This is a genomic window from Brevibacillus formosus (assembly GCF_003013405.1).
Taxonomy (GTDB): Bacteria; Bacillota; Bacilli; order Brevibacillales; family Brevibacillaceae; genus Brevibacillus; species Brevibacillus formosus.
Genome location: NZ_PXZL01000021.1, coordinates 1 through 17,206, shown reverse-complemented (window position 1 = coordinate 17,206; position 17,206 = coordinate 1). Strand labels below are relative to the sequence as shown.

Here is a 17,206-nt window from a genome sequence, read left to right as displayed (position 1 = left end):
CATTCATTTTCCTTGAAAAACAGATTGGCATCCCTCTTGCTATATCGAAAGGCATAAGCACACGAATGCTTTTTGAAAAGGGGATGAAAATGTGTTTCAAGCCTTAACGAATGCTTCAGTCCGCATGGTGCAACGCTATTTGCCAGACGCCTTTTTATTTGCAGTCATTTTAACCTTCCTCGTATTTGTTGCCGGGATCGTCGTCAATGGTAAAACGCCGATGGAAATGGTCAACTACTGGGGAGGCGGCTTTTGGAGCCTGCTCAGCTTTACGATGCAAATGGTCTTGATCTTGATTACGGGTCATACGTTAGCCAGTACGAATATTTGTAAGCGTGGCTTGAATGCCTTGGGATCACTGGCAAAGACGCCAGGTCAAGCGATTGTACTCGTCACAGTCGTTTCCTGTGTGGCGAACTGGATCAATTGGGGATTTGGGCTTGTCATCAGTGCGCTATTGGCACGCGTTCTTGCCAATCAAGTGGAAAAGGTAGACTATCGATTGCTCGTCGCAAGTGCGTATGGAGGATTTGTTGTCTGGCACGGAGGGCTTGCCGGCTCTGTTCCTTTGACGATCGCTACGGAAAAGCATAGCCTGGAAAACATCACCGGTGTCATTCCTACCTCGGAAACGATGTTTTCACCGATGAATTTGACCATCGTAGCCGCAATCATGAGTGTCCTCCCGATTGTGAACAGATTGATGATGCCTGCCGAAAAAGATACGATTGTATTCAAGGGAGAAGGGATAGCGCAACAAGAAATGGCTGCTGCTGATTCTACAATCGACAATACTCCTGCTTCCAAAATGGAAAACAGCCGTTTGATCTCCGTTCTTGTTTCAGCACTCGGAATTATTTATTTGATCTACTATTTTGCTGATAAAGGCTTTAAGCTGAATTTGGATGTCGTCATCATGGGTTTCTTGTTTCTGGGCATACTTCTTCATGGGACACCGCGCAAGTTTTTGGATGCCATGAATGAAGCGGTGAAAACCACGACAGGGATCGTCGTGCAGTTTCCGTTTTATGCAGGGATCATTGGGATGATGACGGCTTCAGGACTGGCAGCGAGTATCTCTCAATGGTTTATCAGCATCTCGACGCCTACTACCTTCCCGCTGTTCACGTTTTGGAGTGCAGGCTTATTGAACATATTCATTCCTTCTGGTGGAGGGCAATGGGCAGTACAGGGACCAATCATGCTGCCTGTTGCCACTGAGCTGGGCGTTTCCCATGCAAAAGTCGCGATGGCCATTGCTTGGGGGGATGCGTGGACGAACTTGATTCAGCCATTCTGGGCATTACCTGTGCTAGCTCTTGCTGGATTGGGTGCGAGGGATATCATGGGCTACTGCTTGATGATGCTGATCGTGACAGGCGGCATTATCAGCTTGGGGTTCTTGCTTTTTTAGCGAGGCGTGCAGGTTCATTGCCAATCGCGGCGTGTTTTGATATGATAATGACAGTTACCCCAAGAAAAGAACTGCATATGTATTGAGTTTTCTAGGGTTCCGCGGTTAGTCATCTGGCCGGTCAGGACCGAGAGAAAACCCACGACCACGGTCGTGTACACGGAGGGATAAAAGCCCGGGAGAATATCTGTGATGGTATTCACCCGAGGCTTTTTTTGCATTCGGAAAGCCTGAGCCATCTTGGATGAGTATGTATTTTGGGGAACGATAAAAACGGATACGTCCGTTGCGATGAGCGTAAAAGAAAGAGGAGGGAGACAGAAATGGGGAAATATTGGTTGATGGTTGTCGTAGCAGCAGTATTTGAAGTCATGTGGGTAGCGGGCTTGAAGCACGCCGACAGCTTCTGGTCATGGGCGTTGACAATCATTGCGATTATTATCAGCTTTGGTGTTTTGGTTTATTCAGGGAAAAAGCTGCCGACGAGTACGGTTTATGCGATCTTCGTCGGTTTGGGAACGGCAGGTACCGTTATGAGCGAAATGGTCTTGTTTGGCGAACCGTTCAGCTGGGTAAAAGTGGGCTTGATCGCGCTTCTTCTGGGCGGAATCCTTGGGTTGAAGCTGGTCACACCAGATCATGAAGAGAAGCCGAAGAGGGAGGGTGAAGTGGCATGACATGGTTATCCTTAATTTTTGCAGGGTTGTTTGAGGTCGTTGGCGTGATGGGGATTACACAAGTCAACCAAAAGCCTTCGTTCCGCTCGTTTGCGGTTCTGATCGGTGGCTTTTCCCTCAGCTTCTTCCTCTTGTCCTTTGCCATGAGAGATATCCCCATGGGAACGGCTTATGCGGTTTGGACAGGGATTGGTACGGTAGGCAGCGCTCTTGTTGGGATGTTGTTCTATGGAGAAGCAAAAGACAAGCTGCGGATCTTGTGCATCGCCGTGGTGATTATAGCAGTAGCAGGATTGAAATTAGTAGCATAAGGTAGCGGTATCAAGGAAAGGCAGATATTCCACTTCGGATGTCTGTCTTTTCTTTGTGTATATGTTCCATTTCTCATAAGGAACACTCCTTGCGAATAGGGAATAGTAAAGAAAATCGTCTCGTTCAAGGAGGGAATGGCAACACCATGAGCTCTTTCTGGGCAACGCTAAAAAAGGGAAATACGTCCTCGGCGACAGCGGCCTTGGGAAACACAGGGCTTGCGATCGCAAAAGGCTTTGCGGCTGTCTTTAGTGGGAGTGGAGCCATGTTTGCTTCGGCGATGCATTCTGTAGCCGATGCGGTCAACCAATTCTTCGTTTTCTTTGGCAGCGTACTCGCAGAGAAAAAACCGACACCGAGGTTCCCTACAGGCTTTGGTCGTGTCATTAACATTTTCTGTATGGTCGCGGTGATCGTCGTAACCATCATGGCCTACGAAACGATTATCAAAGGCCTCCATCTCATTTCCGAGCCAGCAGAATCCAGCCATTTTTGGTTGAATTTCATCATTTTGTCTCTGGCGGTCATTGTGGATGGATATGTGCTCGTAAAAGTAATGTTCGAAATCGTTCATGAAGCTCGGGTGGAAGCGAAGGGCTTTGCTGTCATCCCTGCAGCCTTTCGGAATGTAGGACGTGCGGCTCCCCCGACCAGACTTGTCTTTTATGAAGACATCGTAGCTACGCTCGGTGCGTTATTGGCACTGATTGCCGTTATCGTCACTACGTTTACTTCCTTTGCCTTGCTGGACGGGATTGCCACCATTTTAATCGGGATTCTCATGGTGGGTGTGGCATTCAAGGTAGGGTATGACAACATGGTCGGTTTGATTGGTATTGCAGCTCCCAAAGAAATCGAGGATCGGGTAGCCAAAGTCATTCTTGCTGATCCGGATGTGACGGACATCAACCAGATGCGGATTGTACAGGAAGGGCGTTTTTACCATGTGGAGAGCTACGTAGAGCTGCGGACAGGACTGAGCCTTGCTGTGGCGGACGATATTAAATACCGCATTCGCGACAGCTTGCTGACTGACCCGGATATTAGTGATGTGACGATGGGGATTTTGGAGGACAACGGCGTGGACGACTGGAAGGAACTAGCGGACCAGGGAACCACGTAGACAAATAGAAAAAAGCCCCGCACCAGGCAAGTCAGCAGGTGTGGGGCTTGGGTTTGTGTTAAGGGTGTGATGATTAGGAGACGGTCAACAGTTCTTGTTGCTCCGATTCATCTTTTTCCAAACGCGTAATCAGAACGCGTGTAACACGGTGATGGTCCATCTGCTTGACGGTGAACAGGTGGTTTTCCCATTCTACTGTCGCACCAACAGCGATGTCTTCTTCCAGTTGGCTGTACAACCAACCACCGATCGTGTCTACATCTTCGGATTCGAGTTCGAACGGAAGATGGTCATTCAGGTCAGCCAACACGAGCATACCGGATACAGAGAGGCCATTGTCCAGCTTTTCAATCTCTGGTCTTTCCTCATCAAACTCGTCTTGGATATCCCCAACGATTTCTTCCAGAATATCCTCCATCGTCACGAGACCGGCTGTTCCACCGTATTCGTCGATGACAATCGCGAGCTGTGAACGGTTTTTCTGCATCAGGCGCAATACCGTGCTGATTTCCATGGTTTCCGGTACGGTCAGGACAGGGCGGACCAACGTATCCAGCTCTACGCTTCCGTCTTGCAAGGCGGAAAGGTAGAAGTCTGTCGCATGGACAAAACCAATGATGTTGTCCTTGTCCTCAGCTGCAACCGGAAAACGCGTGTGGCGCTGCGAGCGGATAATCTCCAGGTTTTCTTCAAAGGTATTCGTCGTATATAAGCAAACCATATCAATGCGCGGGATCATCGTTTCCCGAGCAACGGTTTCGGAGAAGTCAAAAACTTGTTCCACAAGAGCCAATTCGGTTTGGTCGATATGGCCACTTTGGTGACTTTGGTTGACCAGAAGACGAATTTCTTCTTCGGTATGCGCCGCTTCATGTTCTGAGATGGCTTCGAGTCCGAGTCGTCTCATGAGAGCGTTGGCGGTTCCGTTCAAGAACCAAATGGCAGGGTAAAGCAATTTATAGAAAAACATCAATGGCGCGGCAACCCACAACGAGGTGATTTCTGCTTTTTGAATGGCCAATGATTTCGGAGCCAACTCACCCAAGACAATGTGGAGGAACGTAATAATCGCAAAGGCTACACCAAAAGAAATCGCGGAGATCGCATAACCAGGCAATCCTGAGGATCCAAGCAAAGGCTCCACAATCATATGGGCAATGGCCGGTTCCCCGACCCAACCCAGTCCCAGCGAGGCGAGAGTGATCCCGACCTGGCAGGCAGATAGGTAAGCGTCTAGCTTATGCGTTACTTTTTGGGCATAGACTGCACGTCTGTTACCTTCATTCACCATCTGTGTCAGGCGCGTTTGCCGCACCTTTACGAGTGAGAACTCTGCGGCTACGAAAAAGCCGTTGAGAAAAACAAGAAATATAACAAGCAGTAGGTTGAGCACTATCGGGACGGTGTCCAAGTAAAAAGTCATCCTCTCTGGAATTTTATGAAAGTACTATTTTCTATTTTACTCTGATTGGGTGGAACGCACAAAAGCGAAATACCACCGTAGAGGGCGTTTTACGCCCTTTTGGTCGGGAAGAGCGACTCTCAGATAACCGTAGCGCATGTTTTTGCGCCCGGAGAACGCCGCAGATGGGCATCCATTTTTGTCAAGCAACGCAAAGTGCAAGGATTTACCTGTGCAGTATTTGTTGGGCGTAGACGAAAAAAACTGACAAAACCGCAGCTAGACCGAGATAGGCAGCTAGCACTTTCCACTTCGTAGAGGCAGGTGCATCGTAGTACGTTGTGAGCTGGTGCATTTGCTCATCCAGTTCGCCTAACCTTTCTTGCGCCGCACGTTCTCCATCACGGAGCGCATCCGATGGGATCGGTCGGTTCGGGTCCGAATCATAATACAGAACAGGCTCTCGTTCCCACAGTCTGAACAGTTCCCATTTTCTGTTCACATACACTTTATCAAGTCGCTTGAAGTCACGCTGAAGGCGTTTTTTGTCCTGCAAAAATGGAACATAAAATTTCTTCAAATCTTCCTGATTGATCGCATTGACCTCGGCATTCATTTGCATGCGAATATCCCATGTCGATTCCAGCGCGGGCCATTTGGCTATGCTTTGCTGGAAGTCTGCAATCTTTTCGCGCTCGTATTGCAGGAGCTTTTGTTGATAGCTGCCACGCAGGCGGTTGTACCACGTAATCAAGCCGATGATGAAAATGAACACAGTAATCGGTCCTGGGTTGGCGAACAGCATAACGCCAAGCCCGGCTAACCCGATAAACCAAATTTTCGTGGACAATACCGAAACGATGCGGCCGCCATCCAGCGGAGAGATCGGCAGCAGGTTAAATAAATTGAGCATGGCGCCCAAGTAGATAACCAACCCCCAGAAAGGGTCCTGCGTATACCAATACAGCGGGAGGGCAGGCAAGAAAGCAATCATCCCCGCCAAGGGTCCGCCGTAGGCTAAGTACGCCTCCGTTTTTGCATCACGCGGCATGTCTTTCATGGCGATGAAGGCTCCGGCAAAAGGAATAAACACAGCAGGTGAAGTCGCGATTCCTTTTCGTTTAGCGGCAATCACATGGCCCATTTCATGGACGAAGATCAGATAGACGAGAGCCACGGCGAATTTCCAACCGTAAAAAGCGGCATACGCCCACAAGGTAATCCCCATGGATATAATGGTGGTTCCGAATTTCGAAAACTTCAGTATGCCAAGTATCCATTTTAAATTGGCAAGTAAGAAAGCACCGATCGCCAAAAGGACTGAACGGCTTTTTTTCATCGTTTTTCCTCCCAGAAGATATAGGCAGATATTCCTTCTTACGAATCAAGTCGAGAAAAGTTTCTGTTCTAGTTGCCATCCAGACGAGGGTTGGTGAAGTGAAAGCCGTACTCGCCATAGAGCGGATCGTAGCTCAGATGTCCCCCGTCAAAATACCAGAAATCAGTTGGACGAATGACAAATCGCAACCCCTCTATTTCAAACACAGCATCATCGGTGAGGGCCTCATCTTTTTCAATTGCATAAAACATGCCACCGGTCCCGGGGCCGCTTGTTCGTACATATAATCGAAGCGTATCTCCCGGTACAAAGCCGGCATAACGTTGATAGGCAAGGGAAAACGCTGGTTCTATCGCAAGTGTGATACTCATGGACTAGCTCCTTTCTGCTACTTGTCTTCCATTGTAACACAAGTCAGAGTAGTGTCCCGAGGACGAAGGTGCAAGCGCAATTCAAAAACACCCGTCCGGTCAGAAGTGCCTCTGCCGAACGGGCTTGCATGAAAAAGCTGTCATTAGTCCTTGCCTTTGCTCACATCGAGGGTAGGGTGCATAAAACGCGCTCTATCTGGTTCTTCTTGATCCTCAAGGAGCTCACGGTTTTCTATCGAGTTCCAGCCAATGTCATTGGTCGGATGTACCCACCGGTCTCCTGCCATGACGGAGGGATCAGTTTCTGTACTCCAGTTGTGTAAGGGAGATTCCTTGGACTCGTACAAGCTGTCACCGATGACGACTCCGAACTCATTGACGAATGGCTTTTGAATCGTACGGGACGAGTTCTTGAAGTCAGGAGCACTGATTTGATGTGGCAGCGTCCCATCGAGGGAAATATCCTTCGTCTTGTCGTTCTGTTGCTTCTCGTTATCCATCATCTGGACCTCCTTTTATCCCATAGCATGCATCAGTCACTGACCCCTTATTCGGTTTCGGAGGGGAGCTTGTGCCCAGCCCAAATGAGACTAGCCGTGTTACCCTTTTTATGGTCTATCCATGAAAGTTCTACTTACAGCTTCTGCCTCGAATGTATGGGTAATATTTTCTTTTCCGGCATAATTAATTTCATTTATGTGTACTTTCTTTTTACGTTGTCTATCAGCCACATATCCAAGAACAAGCACTGGTACAATAAAAGCCAATATTATTTCCCAAAACATGCAATGACCTCCTTATTAACTGCTTCGCTTGTTCTATCAATTGCCCAGCCAGCCTCTCAAGGGAGAGTGGGCTGCAAATTTTATTGTGGTCCACTAATATCATTACGTACTTCGTTTAGATAGTTCTCTGTGTACACCATTTGGGAGCTGCTCAAGTTCTTGGGATTCTTCTCTTTTTTCTTTTGTTGATCTGGTCATAAATTACACCAAATACGATCAAGCCACCAACAATGGTTAATAAGAACCCCCACATTGGGATAAAAATCCCCCCTCACGAGATGCTCTCTTTATATACTAGAATCATTTTTCTGTAATATGTTGCACCTTATTTTTCAAATTACTTCGTCCAATTATGTTATATTTTGGTCTCGATATTAGGTTTTATGTAAAACTTCGGTTTTTGGTGGAGTGGCCAATCATCTGAAAGCTCTAATGAGGTAAATTTCGATTTTTCTATGAATAGCCAACCCGAAGAAATCCAAAAGGCAATTGATGGTCTGATTCAAGGTCTGGGAATCTCTGAAGAGGAATATTGGACTGACTATGTCGTTAAAGGATACATGAAGCAAAACACGATCAGCAGGCCCTTAGTGAGGTTTTAGAAGGCATTGAGGGTCAGGCTAAGAGAAACGAAGCGAAAGTTGAGACCTGTCTAGTTTTCCTTATTTGCTTCACGGGTTTCATCCGAGCGAACTTTTCCAGACATTACATCATCGTAAGGGGTATAGTTAGGCGGATTTGGAAGTCTTTTCTCCTTTATTGATCGGAAAACAATTCGGGCAATCAGGACAACAAAAGTAAAGATAATCAGAACTACAATCATTTGTGTCATGGTACAATCCACCACCTATGAGTTTTTAGTCTTCACGACACGCGCAAAGTTTCCTTCAGCCGATTGCTTATGCAATCGGCTTTTTGTATACAGTAACGCAGCCAGCCAGTGAGTGTGCGACTTCTTCTTGCGATTTTCCTTCCTCCAGCATCCTCAAAACCGTTGCACGCAATTTCTTCTTTGTAGGCTTAGTCATTGCTGTACCCAACATAGCAATACCATCTGGGTAAATCCGGACTTCCAGGGTAATGGTTTCGGTAGCACTGATTTGTTTCACCTTCAAGTAAATGTCTTTCTTCTTTACTTCCACATTTGCCATTTTGATTAATTCGTTCAAGGTGAAGTTGCCGAGGTAATCCGGCAACCCTGCGCCTATATTTCCAGACGAAAGCAATTGTTTCTCTTCAACAACTGGTTGGATTTCCACAGTCATTCTCGGGAGAGCACCAGCATTCTTACTAGTTAAGTTAACGTCAAAATGTTGGCTTAATTGTTTACTGTGTCGATTACCAGGACATCTTCTACAGGTGTGTCCTTTTCAATACCAAAAGTACAAAGAATAAAAAAGAACACCAACTAAAGTGAATAGTTAGTGTCAGACTTTTTGTTTTTCCACAGTCTACATGACAGGGGGCAGATCAATTTTCTAAGAGCTTTTTTGATTGTTTTTTTTATTCTTTGATATTAAGTCAACTATAAAAATCAAAATCACGATAATGATGGAATGAATTAGAGGTTTTGTAACACCAGATCCATCATAAAAAAAACAAGCTATAACAAAATTGGCTATAAAAGTAATAAAATATCCAAGCATTTGAAAAATCCTTCCTTAAAACCAAGCATCTATTACTGTAGATTTTCTTATATCTGTTTCAAGATTACCCCCTGAATAATCGGAGTTTTTAGTTACTCTTATTTCTTTTTTAATCTCATAATCTCCTATAAAGTTCCCATTCATGTCAAATTTACCTGGACCTAGTTCTCTATAGGAATATTTGATATAAAAATACAAATGCTCTGGATTAATAGGCGCTAAAAAATAATAAATACCAAATCCGCCAGCAGCAGCTACACCGATTTTACGTGGATCAGGTAAGCCTTTATTTTTTGCCCATTCAACGGTAGCTGAAGCCAAAGCAATTTTAGTTGCTGCTTTAAATCTGTCTGAAGCCGTATAATCATTCAATTTCATATGCACATAGGGAGTTGGATAAGAAACAGCAGCTTTAGCAATAGAGTTGAACTCTGAAGCAAGTAACTTATTGGACCTAGCTATAGATTCGGGTGAGGTATTCTCTAGTTTTATATTACCATTTACAATTTGAAATTCAATATTGGCTCTTTTTAATAGTTCGACAACCCGTTCGTTAGGTACAGGCGAAGCTTTTTCATTACTTTCTGCGGAAGCAGTAAGAGGGATACTAAAGACTAACAATAAACAAATGGAGAAAAATAGAGAGTAAATCCTTTTCATTACAAAACCTCCCTTTTATTGGTCACAACAAATTCCATTATATACCAATTAAGAATTATAGTGGAAGTGTTATTTGAAAATAAAGTTCTAGACTCAAAAAAGTTTTAGACTGGGACACTTTATCAGATAAGGCTTCCAGAACATTTAGGTCCTGTTGTTACCGCTGAGTACCATGTTCAGTCTACAACTTGGGGTAATACCAGCGTAGCTGTCACCACAAGCATTTGTGAAAATTCGGGATATTTTTGCCTTAGTTCCGCAAATGGTGAGTCTCGGAAACTAAGGCAAGCCCTACTAATGGCTCACTTCGGGGTACAGCCGAGATAACAGCAAAATTAGGTCATGGGGTTACAATTTTTACGACATGCAACGAACTGTTACTGACCAGTGCTTGACCCATTTTTACACGTATCTCGGATGTACCCCGGTTTGGGGCAGCATCCCCCATCATAAACACCTAACTCAATGTACTATGGAAATGAGTATAGATATCTAATTTTTAAAGAAACAAAGAACGGGCAACTTTACATTGAATAATGTAAAGTCACCCATCCTGACTAGTTAAGCTAACGTTAAAATGTTGGCTGTATCCCTTATAGAAATGTTCTTATATATTGCGTGCGCCAAGGTTCACTGGGCTTTTTTGCACTCACATGTCGTCCAATTACGTTATATTGGGTCCCCCGATAATAAACATCATGCAAACAAACGCCCGAATCCTCAATTTCGAGCGTTTTTTCGCAAATTAGCGTTTTGGGAGCTGGAGAAAATCAAGGTAAAATGTCCTCCCATCGTGGACAAACAGCACTTTTGGGCAAAAAATCACGATCTCGTTCAAGCTCTGTTTTTCTTCGCTGTTCGTTACCTGATTTTGAGGTCAAAACTTCAAAAATACCTTAATCCATCTTTATTATGTTCAAAGGACTTTTTCATGATTTGATGAAGATCATCCTTAGGCTTTGTCTTAGCATTTCGGAAGTATCGTTGCTTGATTCTCTCCTGCTCTATAATTTCTTCGCATAGATCTTCAATGAACTGTCATTCTCATGAGATTACACGCCCCCTAGACTCATTAAACTTTAGAAAGAGTAAAAATCGCCGAGCATAATGGCTGCCCGGCGGTTTTTTTGTTAGCGGTTTTCTTTTAGCCTTTCTTGTGGTTCACTATTAATGGAGCCGTCAGAACGGACAGCCTCGGATTGGGCTTTGGGTCCTCGGATTTCAGCGGTTTTTCCAAAATCTTTTTCTTTGTTGCGAACCATGTGATGTCCTCCTCTTTATGAAAGATGAAGATAGTATGACCCGGATGGGGCCAGAGAATGAGGACAGAATGAGGATAGGGAAAGGGTGGCAATTCAAATGGCGAAAAAACAACGAAAACCACAACAGCGTCAAGCAGTAACAACGACTACGACAGACGCGAAAAGCGGATTGAACAGTTTGAAGGATATGCTGAATGCAGATGCGCTCGGAGCACTCAAGCAGCTTGAAAAAGACATGAAGACAGAAGGCGAGCGCAAAGCAAAGGAAGCAGCCGAACAAATGCGCCGGGAGCAGGAAGAACGCGAGCGCAACAAGAGCTTTGCTGAGCTTTTGGACGATTACGAGAAAAAAGGCGGAGGCAAGTACAGCTAATGCGGGATGGACGGCAAACGGACCGACCGGATACTTCCAAAAACGGTTTGATGAAAAAGCGGCAACAAGATATTAAGGACGAGTCGATCAAGGAGCGGGGCCGGATGGTCCTCGGTCGATTGGGCAAAAAGGACCCGAAGAAGTGATTTTTTCTCTCTCATTCCCATATAGCTAGGAGTGAGGGGAGGGAGGTCATGGGGACAATCCTGCTCCTGTTTAGCCTCTTGTGCGTGGCGGTGGGTACCTGGAAGTTAATCGGGATCTACAAGGCAGAGAAGGCAGACAGCAAGCCGCTCTGGTGGACAGTCGCGAGCGTGGGGATTGCGCTTTTTTTTCTTTTGAAGCTGGTAACAGATACGTTGCCAACATAAACAAGCACCTGTAGCCAGAGAGCCTACAGGTGCTTGTTTTTTCAAAAAGGGTACACGCCCATTTAAGGATGGAAAATTGGCTGCACCATTTTTCCTTATTCGTAGCGCAGTGCTTCGATTGGATCGAGCTTGGCTGCCTTGTTGGCCGGATAGAGGCCGAAGAAAATACCGATAGCACTGGAGAAGCCAAAAGCGATAAACACGCTGTTCCAGGACATAAGCGGCGGCAACTGTGCAAAATAGGCGATGATCGAAGCGATACCAAGGCCGAACAACACCCCGATTAATCCACCGATCAAGCAGACGATGACCGACTCAATCAAAAACTGAATCAAAATATCTCGTCGGCGTGCCCCTAATGCTTTGCGAATCCCGATCTCGCGCGTACGCTCTGTCACGGATACGAGCATAATGTTCATAACGCCGACGCCCCCAACCACAAGGGAGATACCAGCGATGATACTGAAGATCAGCGTCAAGGTGCCCGTCATTTGATTAAACTGATCCATCGATTCTTGCATGCTGCGAACTCTGTAATGGTCTTCCTTTTGATGCTTGCGGCTCAAATACTGTTTGACCTGCTGCATGGCTGGGTCGACAGAGGCTTTGTCGATCGCTTTTCCCATGATCATTTGGACAGAAGGCTCTTCCTGCAGGCTCATTTCGTAACGGATGGGAATAATCGCTCCGTAGCTTGTTGCCATGTCAAACTTGAACTTCTCTTCCGTGTACGTCCCGATTACGACGAGAGATTGATTTCCCCAGCGAACACGCTGACCAATCGGGCTCATTTGACCGAACAGCTTTTGAGCAAGAGCTTCCTCTAAAACGATGACCGCACGTTGCTCTTTGTCATCTACCTCGTTGAAAAGTCGCCCTTTTGCCACCTTCAAGGTTGATTGCATCGAAAAATAGTCAGCAGTGGAGGCAGTGAGGTTGACGCGTTCTTCCTTTTTCGGTCCCTTCAAATCAATCGTGCTGGAGTTGGAAGGCACGATGTATTCGATGGCAGGACTAATCCTGCCGAGTACCTCGGTATCTTCCACGGTCATATCTTCTGAGGCTATCTCTTCTTTTGTCTCCCAATTGATGAAGACGCTAAACGTATTTTGCCCGAACTTTTCCATCTCTTCATTGATGGCTTTCTGTCCACCTTCACCGAGTGCCGTGACGACAATGACGGAGGTAATCCCGATGATGATCCCGAGCATGGTCAAGATTGAGCGCATTTTGTTCGCCCAAATACCCTCCACGGCGGTGTTAAAGCTTTCCATAAAATTCATGTGACAATCACCTCGTCAGACGGCTTGGAGAATATTCGCTCCGTAACCTTTTCATCGCGAATGATCACGCCATCCTTGAAAGTCACAATCCGCTCAGCGTGCTGGGCGATATCCAATTCGTGGGTAACGAGAATGATCGTAACGCCCTGCGCATGCAGCTCCTGAAACATGGCCATGATTTCGACCCCGGAGCGGCTGTCCAGATTTCCCGTCGGTTCGTCTGCCAGCAGGATGGCTGGCTTATTGACCAGTGCTCTGGCAATCGCCACACGCTGTTTCTGACCACCGGACAGTTGGGTCGGCTTATGATCCATGCGTTCAGCCAGTCCCACTCGCTTGAGTGCTTCTGTAGCCCGTTTGCGCCGTTCTGAGCGACTGACATTTGCGTACATCATCGGCAGCTCTACATTGTGCAAGGAGGTAGAGCGGGCTAGCAGATTAAACGATTGGAACACAAAGCCGATCTTTTGGTTGCGAACAACGGCGAGCTCCGTATCCTTTAGGCTGCTGACCTCAATGCCATCTAGCATGTACGAACCCGAATCTGGACGATCCAGACAGCCCAGCATGTTCATAAACGTCGATTTCCCTGATCCTGATGGCCCCATGATGGCAACGAATTCGCCTTGTTCCACCAGCAGGGAGACACCTTTTAAGATGGGCAGTACGGTATCACCCGTCTTGTATGCTTTCGTCAAGCCTTCTACATGAAGCATCGTCGGCTGACCTCCTTCTTTACGTGTTACATGCCCATTGGTGCGCCGCCGCCACTCATCGGCATGACAGGTGCTCCTTCAGTCAGGGATTCGACAGGGCCTAGAATCACTTGCTCATCACCGTTAAGTCCGGACTTGACGTGAGTGAACAACTCATTTTCCATGCCGGTTTCGACCTTCAGCTTTTTCGCCACACCATTAGCAGATACCCAGACAAAGGTGCTGCCGTCAGCGTCTTGCTGTACGGCTTCAATTGGCACTTGCAAGGCATTATCGATTTTTTCGACGGAGATGTTGATGTCCACATGGAAACCAGGCTTCAAAGCAGATAGATCGCCAGATGGCTTGAGGGTGACTTTGACGCGAGTTTTATCACCTTGCCCTGACTTGGTGGCTGTAGTCGTCGCGGTTGGAGAGATGCGAGCTACTTCCGCATTCAGCTTTTTCTTTCCAAGTGTCACGCCTTCAATCGTGGCAGATTGACCGATTTTGAGCTTGTTGACATCGGATTCGTTGATATCTGCTTCAACCAACAGATTGTTCAGATTGGCAAGGGTCAAGATTTCTGTTCCTTTGTTGACGTATTGACCGTTATCAGCTGCAACGCCAATGACGGTTCCATCCATCGGTGCTACGACGACACTTTGGACTCTTTCTTTATTCAGCTGTGCTTTTTCTACATTCAGCTTGTTGATTTGGGCTTGCTGAGCGGCAATGTCTTCCTTGCGTGGACCCTTTTGCTTGAGCGCGAGCTGTTGCTTGGCAACATTCAGCGTAGATAAAGCGCTGTCCATTTGTGATTTCAACTTGTCCAGCTCTTGCTGGGTAGAAGCGCCAGAAGTGAATAATTGATTCATCCGATCATATTCCCGCTTTGCCGCATCATATTCACGCTGGGCTTGGGAGACACGTTCTTGGTCCTGCGCGACTTCTTCCGGCTCGTTGCCGATTTGTGCCTTGGCGAGGTTGGCTTTGGCCAATTCCATTTGCGCTTCCAGCTCGAGAATTCTGCTATCGACATCTGACGTGTCAATTTTCGCGATCACTTGTCCCTTTTTCACCTTGTCGCCTTCCTTGACGACAAACTCACGTAAGGTTCCGGTGACATTGGCGTACTGTTTGAGCTTGTCCTCTACGGTGACGACCCCTGATGTCAAAACCTTGCTTTCCAAAGCTGATTTCGTTGGTGCGCCGATGCTGACAGGCATTCCCATAGCTTGTTGCGATCCCATCATGGAAAACGCAACGCCCCCGATGCCCAGGAGGACTACGACGGAACCGATGATCCACCATCGTTTTTTCATGTTCATTCTCCTTGCTTTGGTAAGAACCATATTATTTCATTGCTCGAAAGGTTTTTACGGAAGTGCTGGAAAAAGGTAACATGAAATACCGAATGTTCACATTTTGGACATAATTAAACGCATTTTGATACGTTTTATCGGGAAGTTCTTTGCCGCCAATTGCCGTGATATCATAGATAAAGATGAGATGACGTTCCTCGGAGGGGAGCTATGAACAAAACGATTCGCTTTGATTATGCCAACGCTCGAGCCTTTGTCAAACAGCATGAGTGGGAGCAGCTTGCTCCAGCGATCGAAATTGCGCATCAAATGCTTCATTCAAGGACTGGACCTGGTAAGGATTATCTTGGTTGGGTCGATTGGCCGGAACAATACGACCGGGACGAGTATGAGCGAATTCGCCAAGCTTCAGCACGAATTCAATCAGATTCGGATGTGCTTCTGGTGATTGGCATTGGAGGCTCGTATCTAGGGGCAAAAGCGGTACTTGACATTTTGGGCCACAGCTTCTACAATTTGCTGCCGAAGTCCAAGCGGCGTTTTCCAGAGATTTATTTTGTGGGCAACAATATTAGTCCGATTTATATCTCTCATCTGATGGACGTATTAGAAGGAAAAAATGTGTCCGTCAACGTCATCTCAAAATCGGGCACGACGACTGAGCCCGCTATCGCGTTTCGACTTTTTCGGGAATGGCTGGAAAAGAAATACGGACGTGAAAAGGCCAAAAAACGAATTTACATTACGACTGATAAACAGCGGGGAGCCCTGAAAAAGCTGGCGGATGACGAGGGCTATGAGTGCTTTGTCATCCCAGATGATATCGGTGGGCGGTATTCAGTCCTGACCGCGGTTGGATTGTTGCCGATCGCTGTAAGCGGGGCGAACATGGATGCTCTCATGCAAGGGGCCAGGGATGCACGCGAACGCTACATGGTCATGGATTTAAGCGACAATCCGTGCTATCAGTATGCGGCGATTCGCAATGCACTCTATCGAAAAGGCAAGACAGTGGAGCTGTTGGTAAGCTATGAACCGCAGTTTCGCTATTTTGCAGAGTGGTGGAAGCAGCTCTTCGGGGAATCGGAGGGCAAGGACGGCAAAGGAATTTTTCCAGCTTCTGCCGAGTTTTCAACGGACCTGCATTCGTTGGGCCAATACATACAGGACGGCATGAGGCATTTATTCGAGACCGTTCTGTCTGTGAGGAAGCCCGCTGTGGATTTGACTGTCCAGGAGGACCCCGCTGACGTCGATGGATTGAATTTTTTGACTGGCAAACGAATGGGGTATGTCAATAAAAAGGCTTTCGAGGGAACGGTGCTGGCCCATGTGGACGGCGGCGTACCGAATCTGCTTGTGGAAATACCGGAGGCGACAGCTTACTATCTCGGCGGACTGATTTACTTTTTTGAAAAGGCATGCGGAATCAGCGGCTATTTGCTAGGCGTCAATCCGTTTGATCAGCCAGGGGTGGAGGCATACAAGGCCAATATGTTTGCCTTGTTGGGCAAGCCGGGCTACGAGCGGCAGAAAGCGGAACTGGAGGCTAGATTGCGCGAGAATAAGACGTATTTGACCGTTGAGGAGACAGCCGCCTATTTGGAGCTTCCCGAGACGTTTATTATGGAAAAAATCAAGCAGGGACGCATCCGTGCTGTCCATGACGGCAACGAGTACATCATCAACAAAGAGCAATTTAATCATCATCTGGAGGAAATTCGCAAGCTCCGGGAGTTCGAGGATGCCGCACGTCATGAGCCGATTCCGGAGAGCTACGATGTGAAGGATGAGGATTAACCACCGGACGTGCTTGTCAGATGGTTGCAAACAGGACTATACTTACAGAGGAATATCATAATGAACAAGCAACTTGGGGAGTCCTTCATGCGGGGCTGAGAGGATGGAAGCAATCGACCATCGACCCATTGCACCTGATCCGGATCATGCCGGCGCAGGGATACGGTTGCCGGCAGACAGCGCTTTTTCGCTTGATTGTTACCTATGCGTATGTAGCCCACCTTTTCCTGCTCGGGAACTGGTGGGCTTTTTGTTATGAAGAAGTGGACATGTGGCTGTAGTGGAGAGAAGAATATTTCCAGTCTAGGCTCCAGGCTCCGTCCTGCTGGGGGCTGGGACTGACCGCTGCGAAGGGATTCGCGGGGAAA

20 protein-coding genes, 1 pseudogene and 2 riboswitches are annotated in these 17,206 nt (G+C 46.9%); of the genes and pseudogenes, 9 read left to right on the top strand and 12 right to left on the bottom strand.

Translation table 11 applies throughout. The annotated features are described in order from the left end of the window. Positions 1-91 precede the first annotated feature (91 nt). The 4 genes from C7R91_RS19575 to C7R91_RS19560 all read left to right on the top strand — a co-directional run bounded on the left by C7R91_RS19575 (position 92) and on the right by C7R91_RS19560 (position 3,526). On the top strand, positions 92-1,414 hold the full coding sequence (locus C7R91_RS19575) for a short-chain fatty acid transporter (protein ID WP_047073473.1): 1,323 nt from the start codon (positions 92-94) through the stop codon (positions 1,412-1,414). Positions 1,415-1,494: 80 nt separating this feature from the next. Further along, positions 1,495-1,598, top strand: a riboswitch (guanidine-I (ykkC/yxkD leader). Between the two features lie 139 nt (positions 1,599-1,737). Then, positions 1,738-2,091, top strand: coding sequence for a DMT family transporter (locus tag C7R91_RS19570; protein WP_047073475.1), 354 nt, complete (start codon positions 1,738-1,740; stop codon positions 2,089-2,091). Continuing rightward, the gene (locus C7R91_RS19565) at positions 2,088-2,402 is read left to right on the top strand and encodes a DMT family transporter (protein ID WP_047073477.1); all 315 of its coding nucleotides are present in this window, start codon (positions 2,088-2,090) and stop codon (positions 2,400-2,402) included. The genes C7R91_RS19570 and C7R91_RS19565 overlap by 4 nt, the downstream gene beginning before the upstream one ends. 146 nt (positions 2,403-2,548) lie before the next feature. Beyond that, the gene (locus C7R91_RS19560; protein ID WP_047073479.1) at positions 2,549-3,526 is read left to right on the top strand and encodes a cation diffusion facilitator family transporter; all 978 of its coding nucleotides are present in this window, start codon (positions 2,549-2,551) and stop codon (positions 3,524-3,526) included. A gap of 73 nt (positions 3,527-3,599) precedes the next feature. Here C7R91_RS19560 and C7R91_RS19555 read toward each other — a convergent pair whose 3' ends face one another. From C7R91_RS19555 to sspK, 9 genes are all read right to left on the bottom strand, one after another. Next, complete coding sequence (locus C7R91_RS19555; RefSeq protein ID WP_047073481.1) at positions 3,600-4,937, bottom strand: hemolysin family protein; 1,338 nt, start codon at positions 4,935-4,937, stop codon at positions 3,600-3,602. Between the two features lie 217 nt (positions 4,938-5,154). Continuing rightward, positions 5,155-6,267, bottom strand: a complete 1,113-nt coding sequence (locus tag C7R91_RS19550; RefSeq protein WP_047073483.1) for a site-2 protease family protein — start codon at positions 6,265-6,267, stop codon at positions 5,155-5,157. A gap of 68 nt (positions 6,268-6,335) precedes the next feature. Continuing rightward, complete coding sequence (locus tag C7R91_RS19545; RefSeq protein WP_047073484.1) at positions 6,336-6,638, bottom strand: iron-sulfur cluster biosynthesis family protein; 303 nt, start codon at positions 6,636-6,638, stop codon at positions 6,336-6,338. A gap of 143 nt (positions 6,639-6,781) precedes the next feature. Beyond that, positions 6,782-7,138 (bottom strand): DUF3905 domain-containing protein, encoded by a 357-nt coding sequence (locus C7R91_RS19540; RefSeq protein WP_047073485.1) that lies wholly within the window; start codon positions 7,136-7,138, stop codon positions 6,782-6,784. Between the two features lie 108 nt (positions 7,139-7,246). Continuing rightward, complete coding sequence (locus C7R91_RS29445) at positions 7,247-7,423, bottom strand: hypothetical protein (RefSeq protein ID WP_160309992.1); 177 nt, start codon at positions 7,421-7,423, stop codon at positions 7,247-7,249. 652 nt (positions 7,424-8,075) lie between these two features. Beyond that, the gene (locus tag C7R91_RS19535; protein ID WP_047073486.1) at positions 8,076-8,255 is read right to left on the bottom strand and encodes a DUF3951 domain-containing protein; all 180 of its coding nucleotides are present in this window, start codon (positions 8,253-8,255) and stop codon (positions 8,076-8,078) included. Between the two features lie 67 nt (positions 8,256-8,322). Continuing rightward, positions 8,323-8,688, bottom strand: a complete 366-nt coding sequence (locus C7R91_RS19530) for a hypothetical protein (protein ID WP_047073487.1) — start codon at positions 8,686-8,688, stop codon at positions 8,323-8,325. 396 nt (positions 8,689-9,084) lie between these two features. Beyond that, complete coding sequence (locus C7R91_RS19525; RefSeq protein ID WP_047073488.1) at positions 9,085-9,729, bottom strand: hypothetical protein; 645 nt, start codon at positions 9,727-9,729, stop codon at positions 9,085-9,087. Positions 9,730-10,859: 1,130 nt separating this feature from the next. Then, positions 10,860-10,991: a small acid-soluble spore protein K gene (sspK, locus tag C7R91_RS19520; RefSeq protein WP_007724732.1), complete on the bottom strand. Its 132-nt coding sequence runs from the start codon at positions 10,989-10,991 to the stop codon at positions 10,860-10,862. A gap of 97 nt (positions 10,992-11,088) precedes the next feature. Here sspK and C7R91_RS19515 point away from each other — a divergent pair, with 97 nt between their 5' ends. Genes C7R91_RS19515 through C7R91_RS29435 form a run of 3 tightly spaced genes read left to right on the top strand, consistent with a single transcriptional unit; the run spans position 11,089 to position 11,735 of the window. Then, a complete protein-coding gene (locus C7R91_RS19515; protein WP_047073489.1) occupies positions 11,089-11,364 on the top strand; it encodes a DUF3886 domain-containing protein in 276 nt (91 codons plus the stop codon). Then, entirely contained in the window at positions 11,364-11,510 is a 147-nt protein-coding gene (locus tag C7R91_RS29440) for a hypothetical protein (protein WP_007724729.1), read from the top strand. Before C7R91_RS19515 ends, C7R91_RS29440 begins: the two co-directional genes overlap by 1 nt. Before the next feature lie 48 nt (positions 11,511-11,558). Further along, positions 11,559-11,735, top strand: a complete 177-nt coding sequence (locus C7R91_RS29435; RefSeq protein WP_007724726.1) for a hypothetical protein — start codon at positions 11,559-11,561, stop codon at positions 11,733-11,735. Between the two features lie 95 nt (positions 11,736-11,830). Here the strand turns inward: C7R91_RS29435 and C7R91_RS19510 are convergent, their stop codons facing one another. The 3 genes from C7R91_RS19510 to C7R91_RS19500 are packed head-to-tail and all read right to left on the bottom strand — an operon-like array spanning position 11,831 to position 15,038. Beyond that, positions 11,831-13,018, bottom strand: a complete 1,188-nt coding sequence (locus tag C7R91_RS19510; RefSeq protein ID WP_047073490.1) for an ABC transporter permease — start codon at positions 13,016-13,018, stop codon at positions 11,831-11,833. Next, positions 13,015-13,734, bottom strand: coding sequence for an ABC transporter ATP-binding protein (locus C7R91_RS19505; RefSeq protein ID WP_047073491.1), 720 nt, complete (start codon positions 13,732-13,734; stop codon positions 13,015-13,017). The genes C7R91_RS19510 and C7R91_RS19505 overlap by 4 nt, the downstream gene beginning before the upstream one ends. A 26-nt stretch (positions 13,735-13,760) precedes the next feature. Next, positions 13,761-15,038 (bottom strand): efflux RND transporter periplasmic adaptor subunit, encoded by a 1,278-nt coding sequence (locus C7R91_RS19500; protein ID WP_047073493.1) that lies wholly within the window; start codon positions 15,036-15,038, stop codon positions 13,761-13,763. Positions 15,039-15,248: 210 nt separating this feature from the next. Between C7R91_RS19500 and C7R91_RS19495 the strand changes: the two are divergent. Both C7R91_RS19495 and C7R91_RS29905 read left to right on the top strand, forming a co-directional pair. Continuing rightward, a pseudogene (locus tag C7R91_RS19495) lies at positions 15,249-16,598 on the top strand (glucose-6-phosphate isomerase); the annotation flags it as partial. Continuing rightward, a complete protein-coding gene (locus C7R91_RS29905) occupies positions 16,593-16,838 on the top strand; it encodes an excisionase family DNA-binding protein (RefSeq protein WP_308460958.1) in 246 nt (81 codons plus the stop codon). The pseudogene C7R91_RS19495 and the gene C7R91_RS29905, both read left to right, overlap by 6 nt. Before the next feature lie 64 nt (positions 16,839-16,902). Further along, positions 16,903-17,019: riboswitch (TPP riboswitch) on the top strand. Positions 17,020-17,206: the final 187 nt, after the last annotated feature.

Coding starts and splice junctions, on each gene's coding strand:
- C7R91_RS19570 (WP_047073475.1), top strand. CDS start 1,738: ATGGGGAAATATTGGTTGATGGTTGTCGTAGCAGCAGTATTTGAAGTC.
- C7R91_RS19565 (WP_047073477.1), top strand. CDS start 2,088: ATGACATGGTTATCCTTAATTTTTGCAGGGTTGTTTGAGGTCGTTGGC.
- C7R91_RS19560 (WP_047073479.1), top strand. CDS start 2,549: ATGAGCTCTTTCTGGGCAACGCTAAAAAAGGGAAATACGTCCTCGGCG.
- C7R91_RS19550 (WP_047073483.1), bottom strand. CDS start 6,267: ATGAAAAAAAGCCGTTCAGTCCTTTTGGCGATCGGTGCTTTCTTACTT.
- C7R91_RS19545 (WP_047073484.1), bottom strand. CDS start 6,638: ATGAGTATCACACTTGCGATAGAACCAGCGTTTTCCCTTGCCTATCAA.
- C7R91_RS19540 (WP_047073485.1), bottom strand. CDS start 7,138: ATGGATAACGAGAAGCAACAGAACGACAAGACGAAGGATATTTCCCTC.
- C7R91_RS29445 (WP_160309992.1), bottom strand. CDS start 7,423: ATGTTTTGGGAAATAATATTGGCTTTTATTGTACCAGTGCTTGTTCTT.
- C7R91_RS19535 (WP_047073486.1), bottom strand. CDS start 8,255: ATGACACAAATGATTGTAGTTCTGATTATCTTTACTTTTGTTGTCCTG.
- C7R91_RS19530 (WP_047073487.1), bottom strand. CDS start 8,688: ATGACTGTGGAAATCCAACCAGTTGTTGAAGAGAAACAATTGCTTTCG.
- C7R91_RS19525 (WP_047073488.1), bottom strand. CDS start 9,729: ATGAAAAGGATTTACTCTCTATTTTTCTCCATTTGTTTATTGTTAGTC.
- sspK (WP_007724732.1), bottom strand. CDS start 10,991: ATGGTTCGCAACAAAGAAAAAGATTTTGGAAAAACCGCTGAAATCCGA.
- C7R91_RS19515 (WP_047073489.1), top strand. CDS start 11,089: ATGGCGAAAAAACAACGAAAACCACAACAGCGTCAAGCAGTAACAACG.
- C7R91_RS29440 (WP_007724729.1), top strand. CDS start 11,364: ATGCGGGATGGACGGCAAACGGACCGACCGGATACTTCCAAAAACGGT.
- C7R91_RS29435 (WP_007724726.1), top strand. CDS start 11,559: ATGGGGACAATCCTGCTCCTGTTTAGCCTCTTGTGCGTGGCGGTGGGT.
- C7R91_RS19510 (WP_047073490.1), bottom strand. CDS start 13,018: ATGAATTTTATGGAAAGCTTTAACACCGCCGTGGAGGGTATTTGGGCG.
- C7R91_RS19505 (WP_047073491.1), bottom strand. CDS start 13,734: ATGCTTCATGTAGAAGGCTTGACGAAAGCATACAAGACGGGTGATACC.
- C7R91_RS19500 (WP_047073493.1), bottom strand. CDS start 15,038: ATGAAAAAACGATGGTGGATCATCGGTTCCGTCGTAGTCCTCCTGGGC.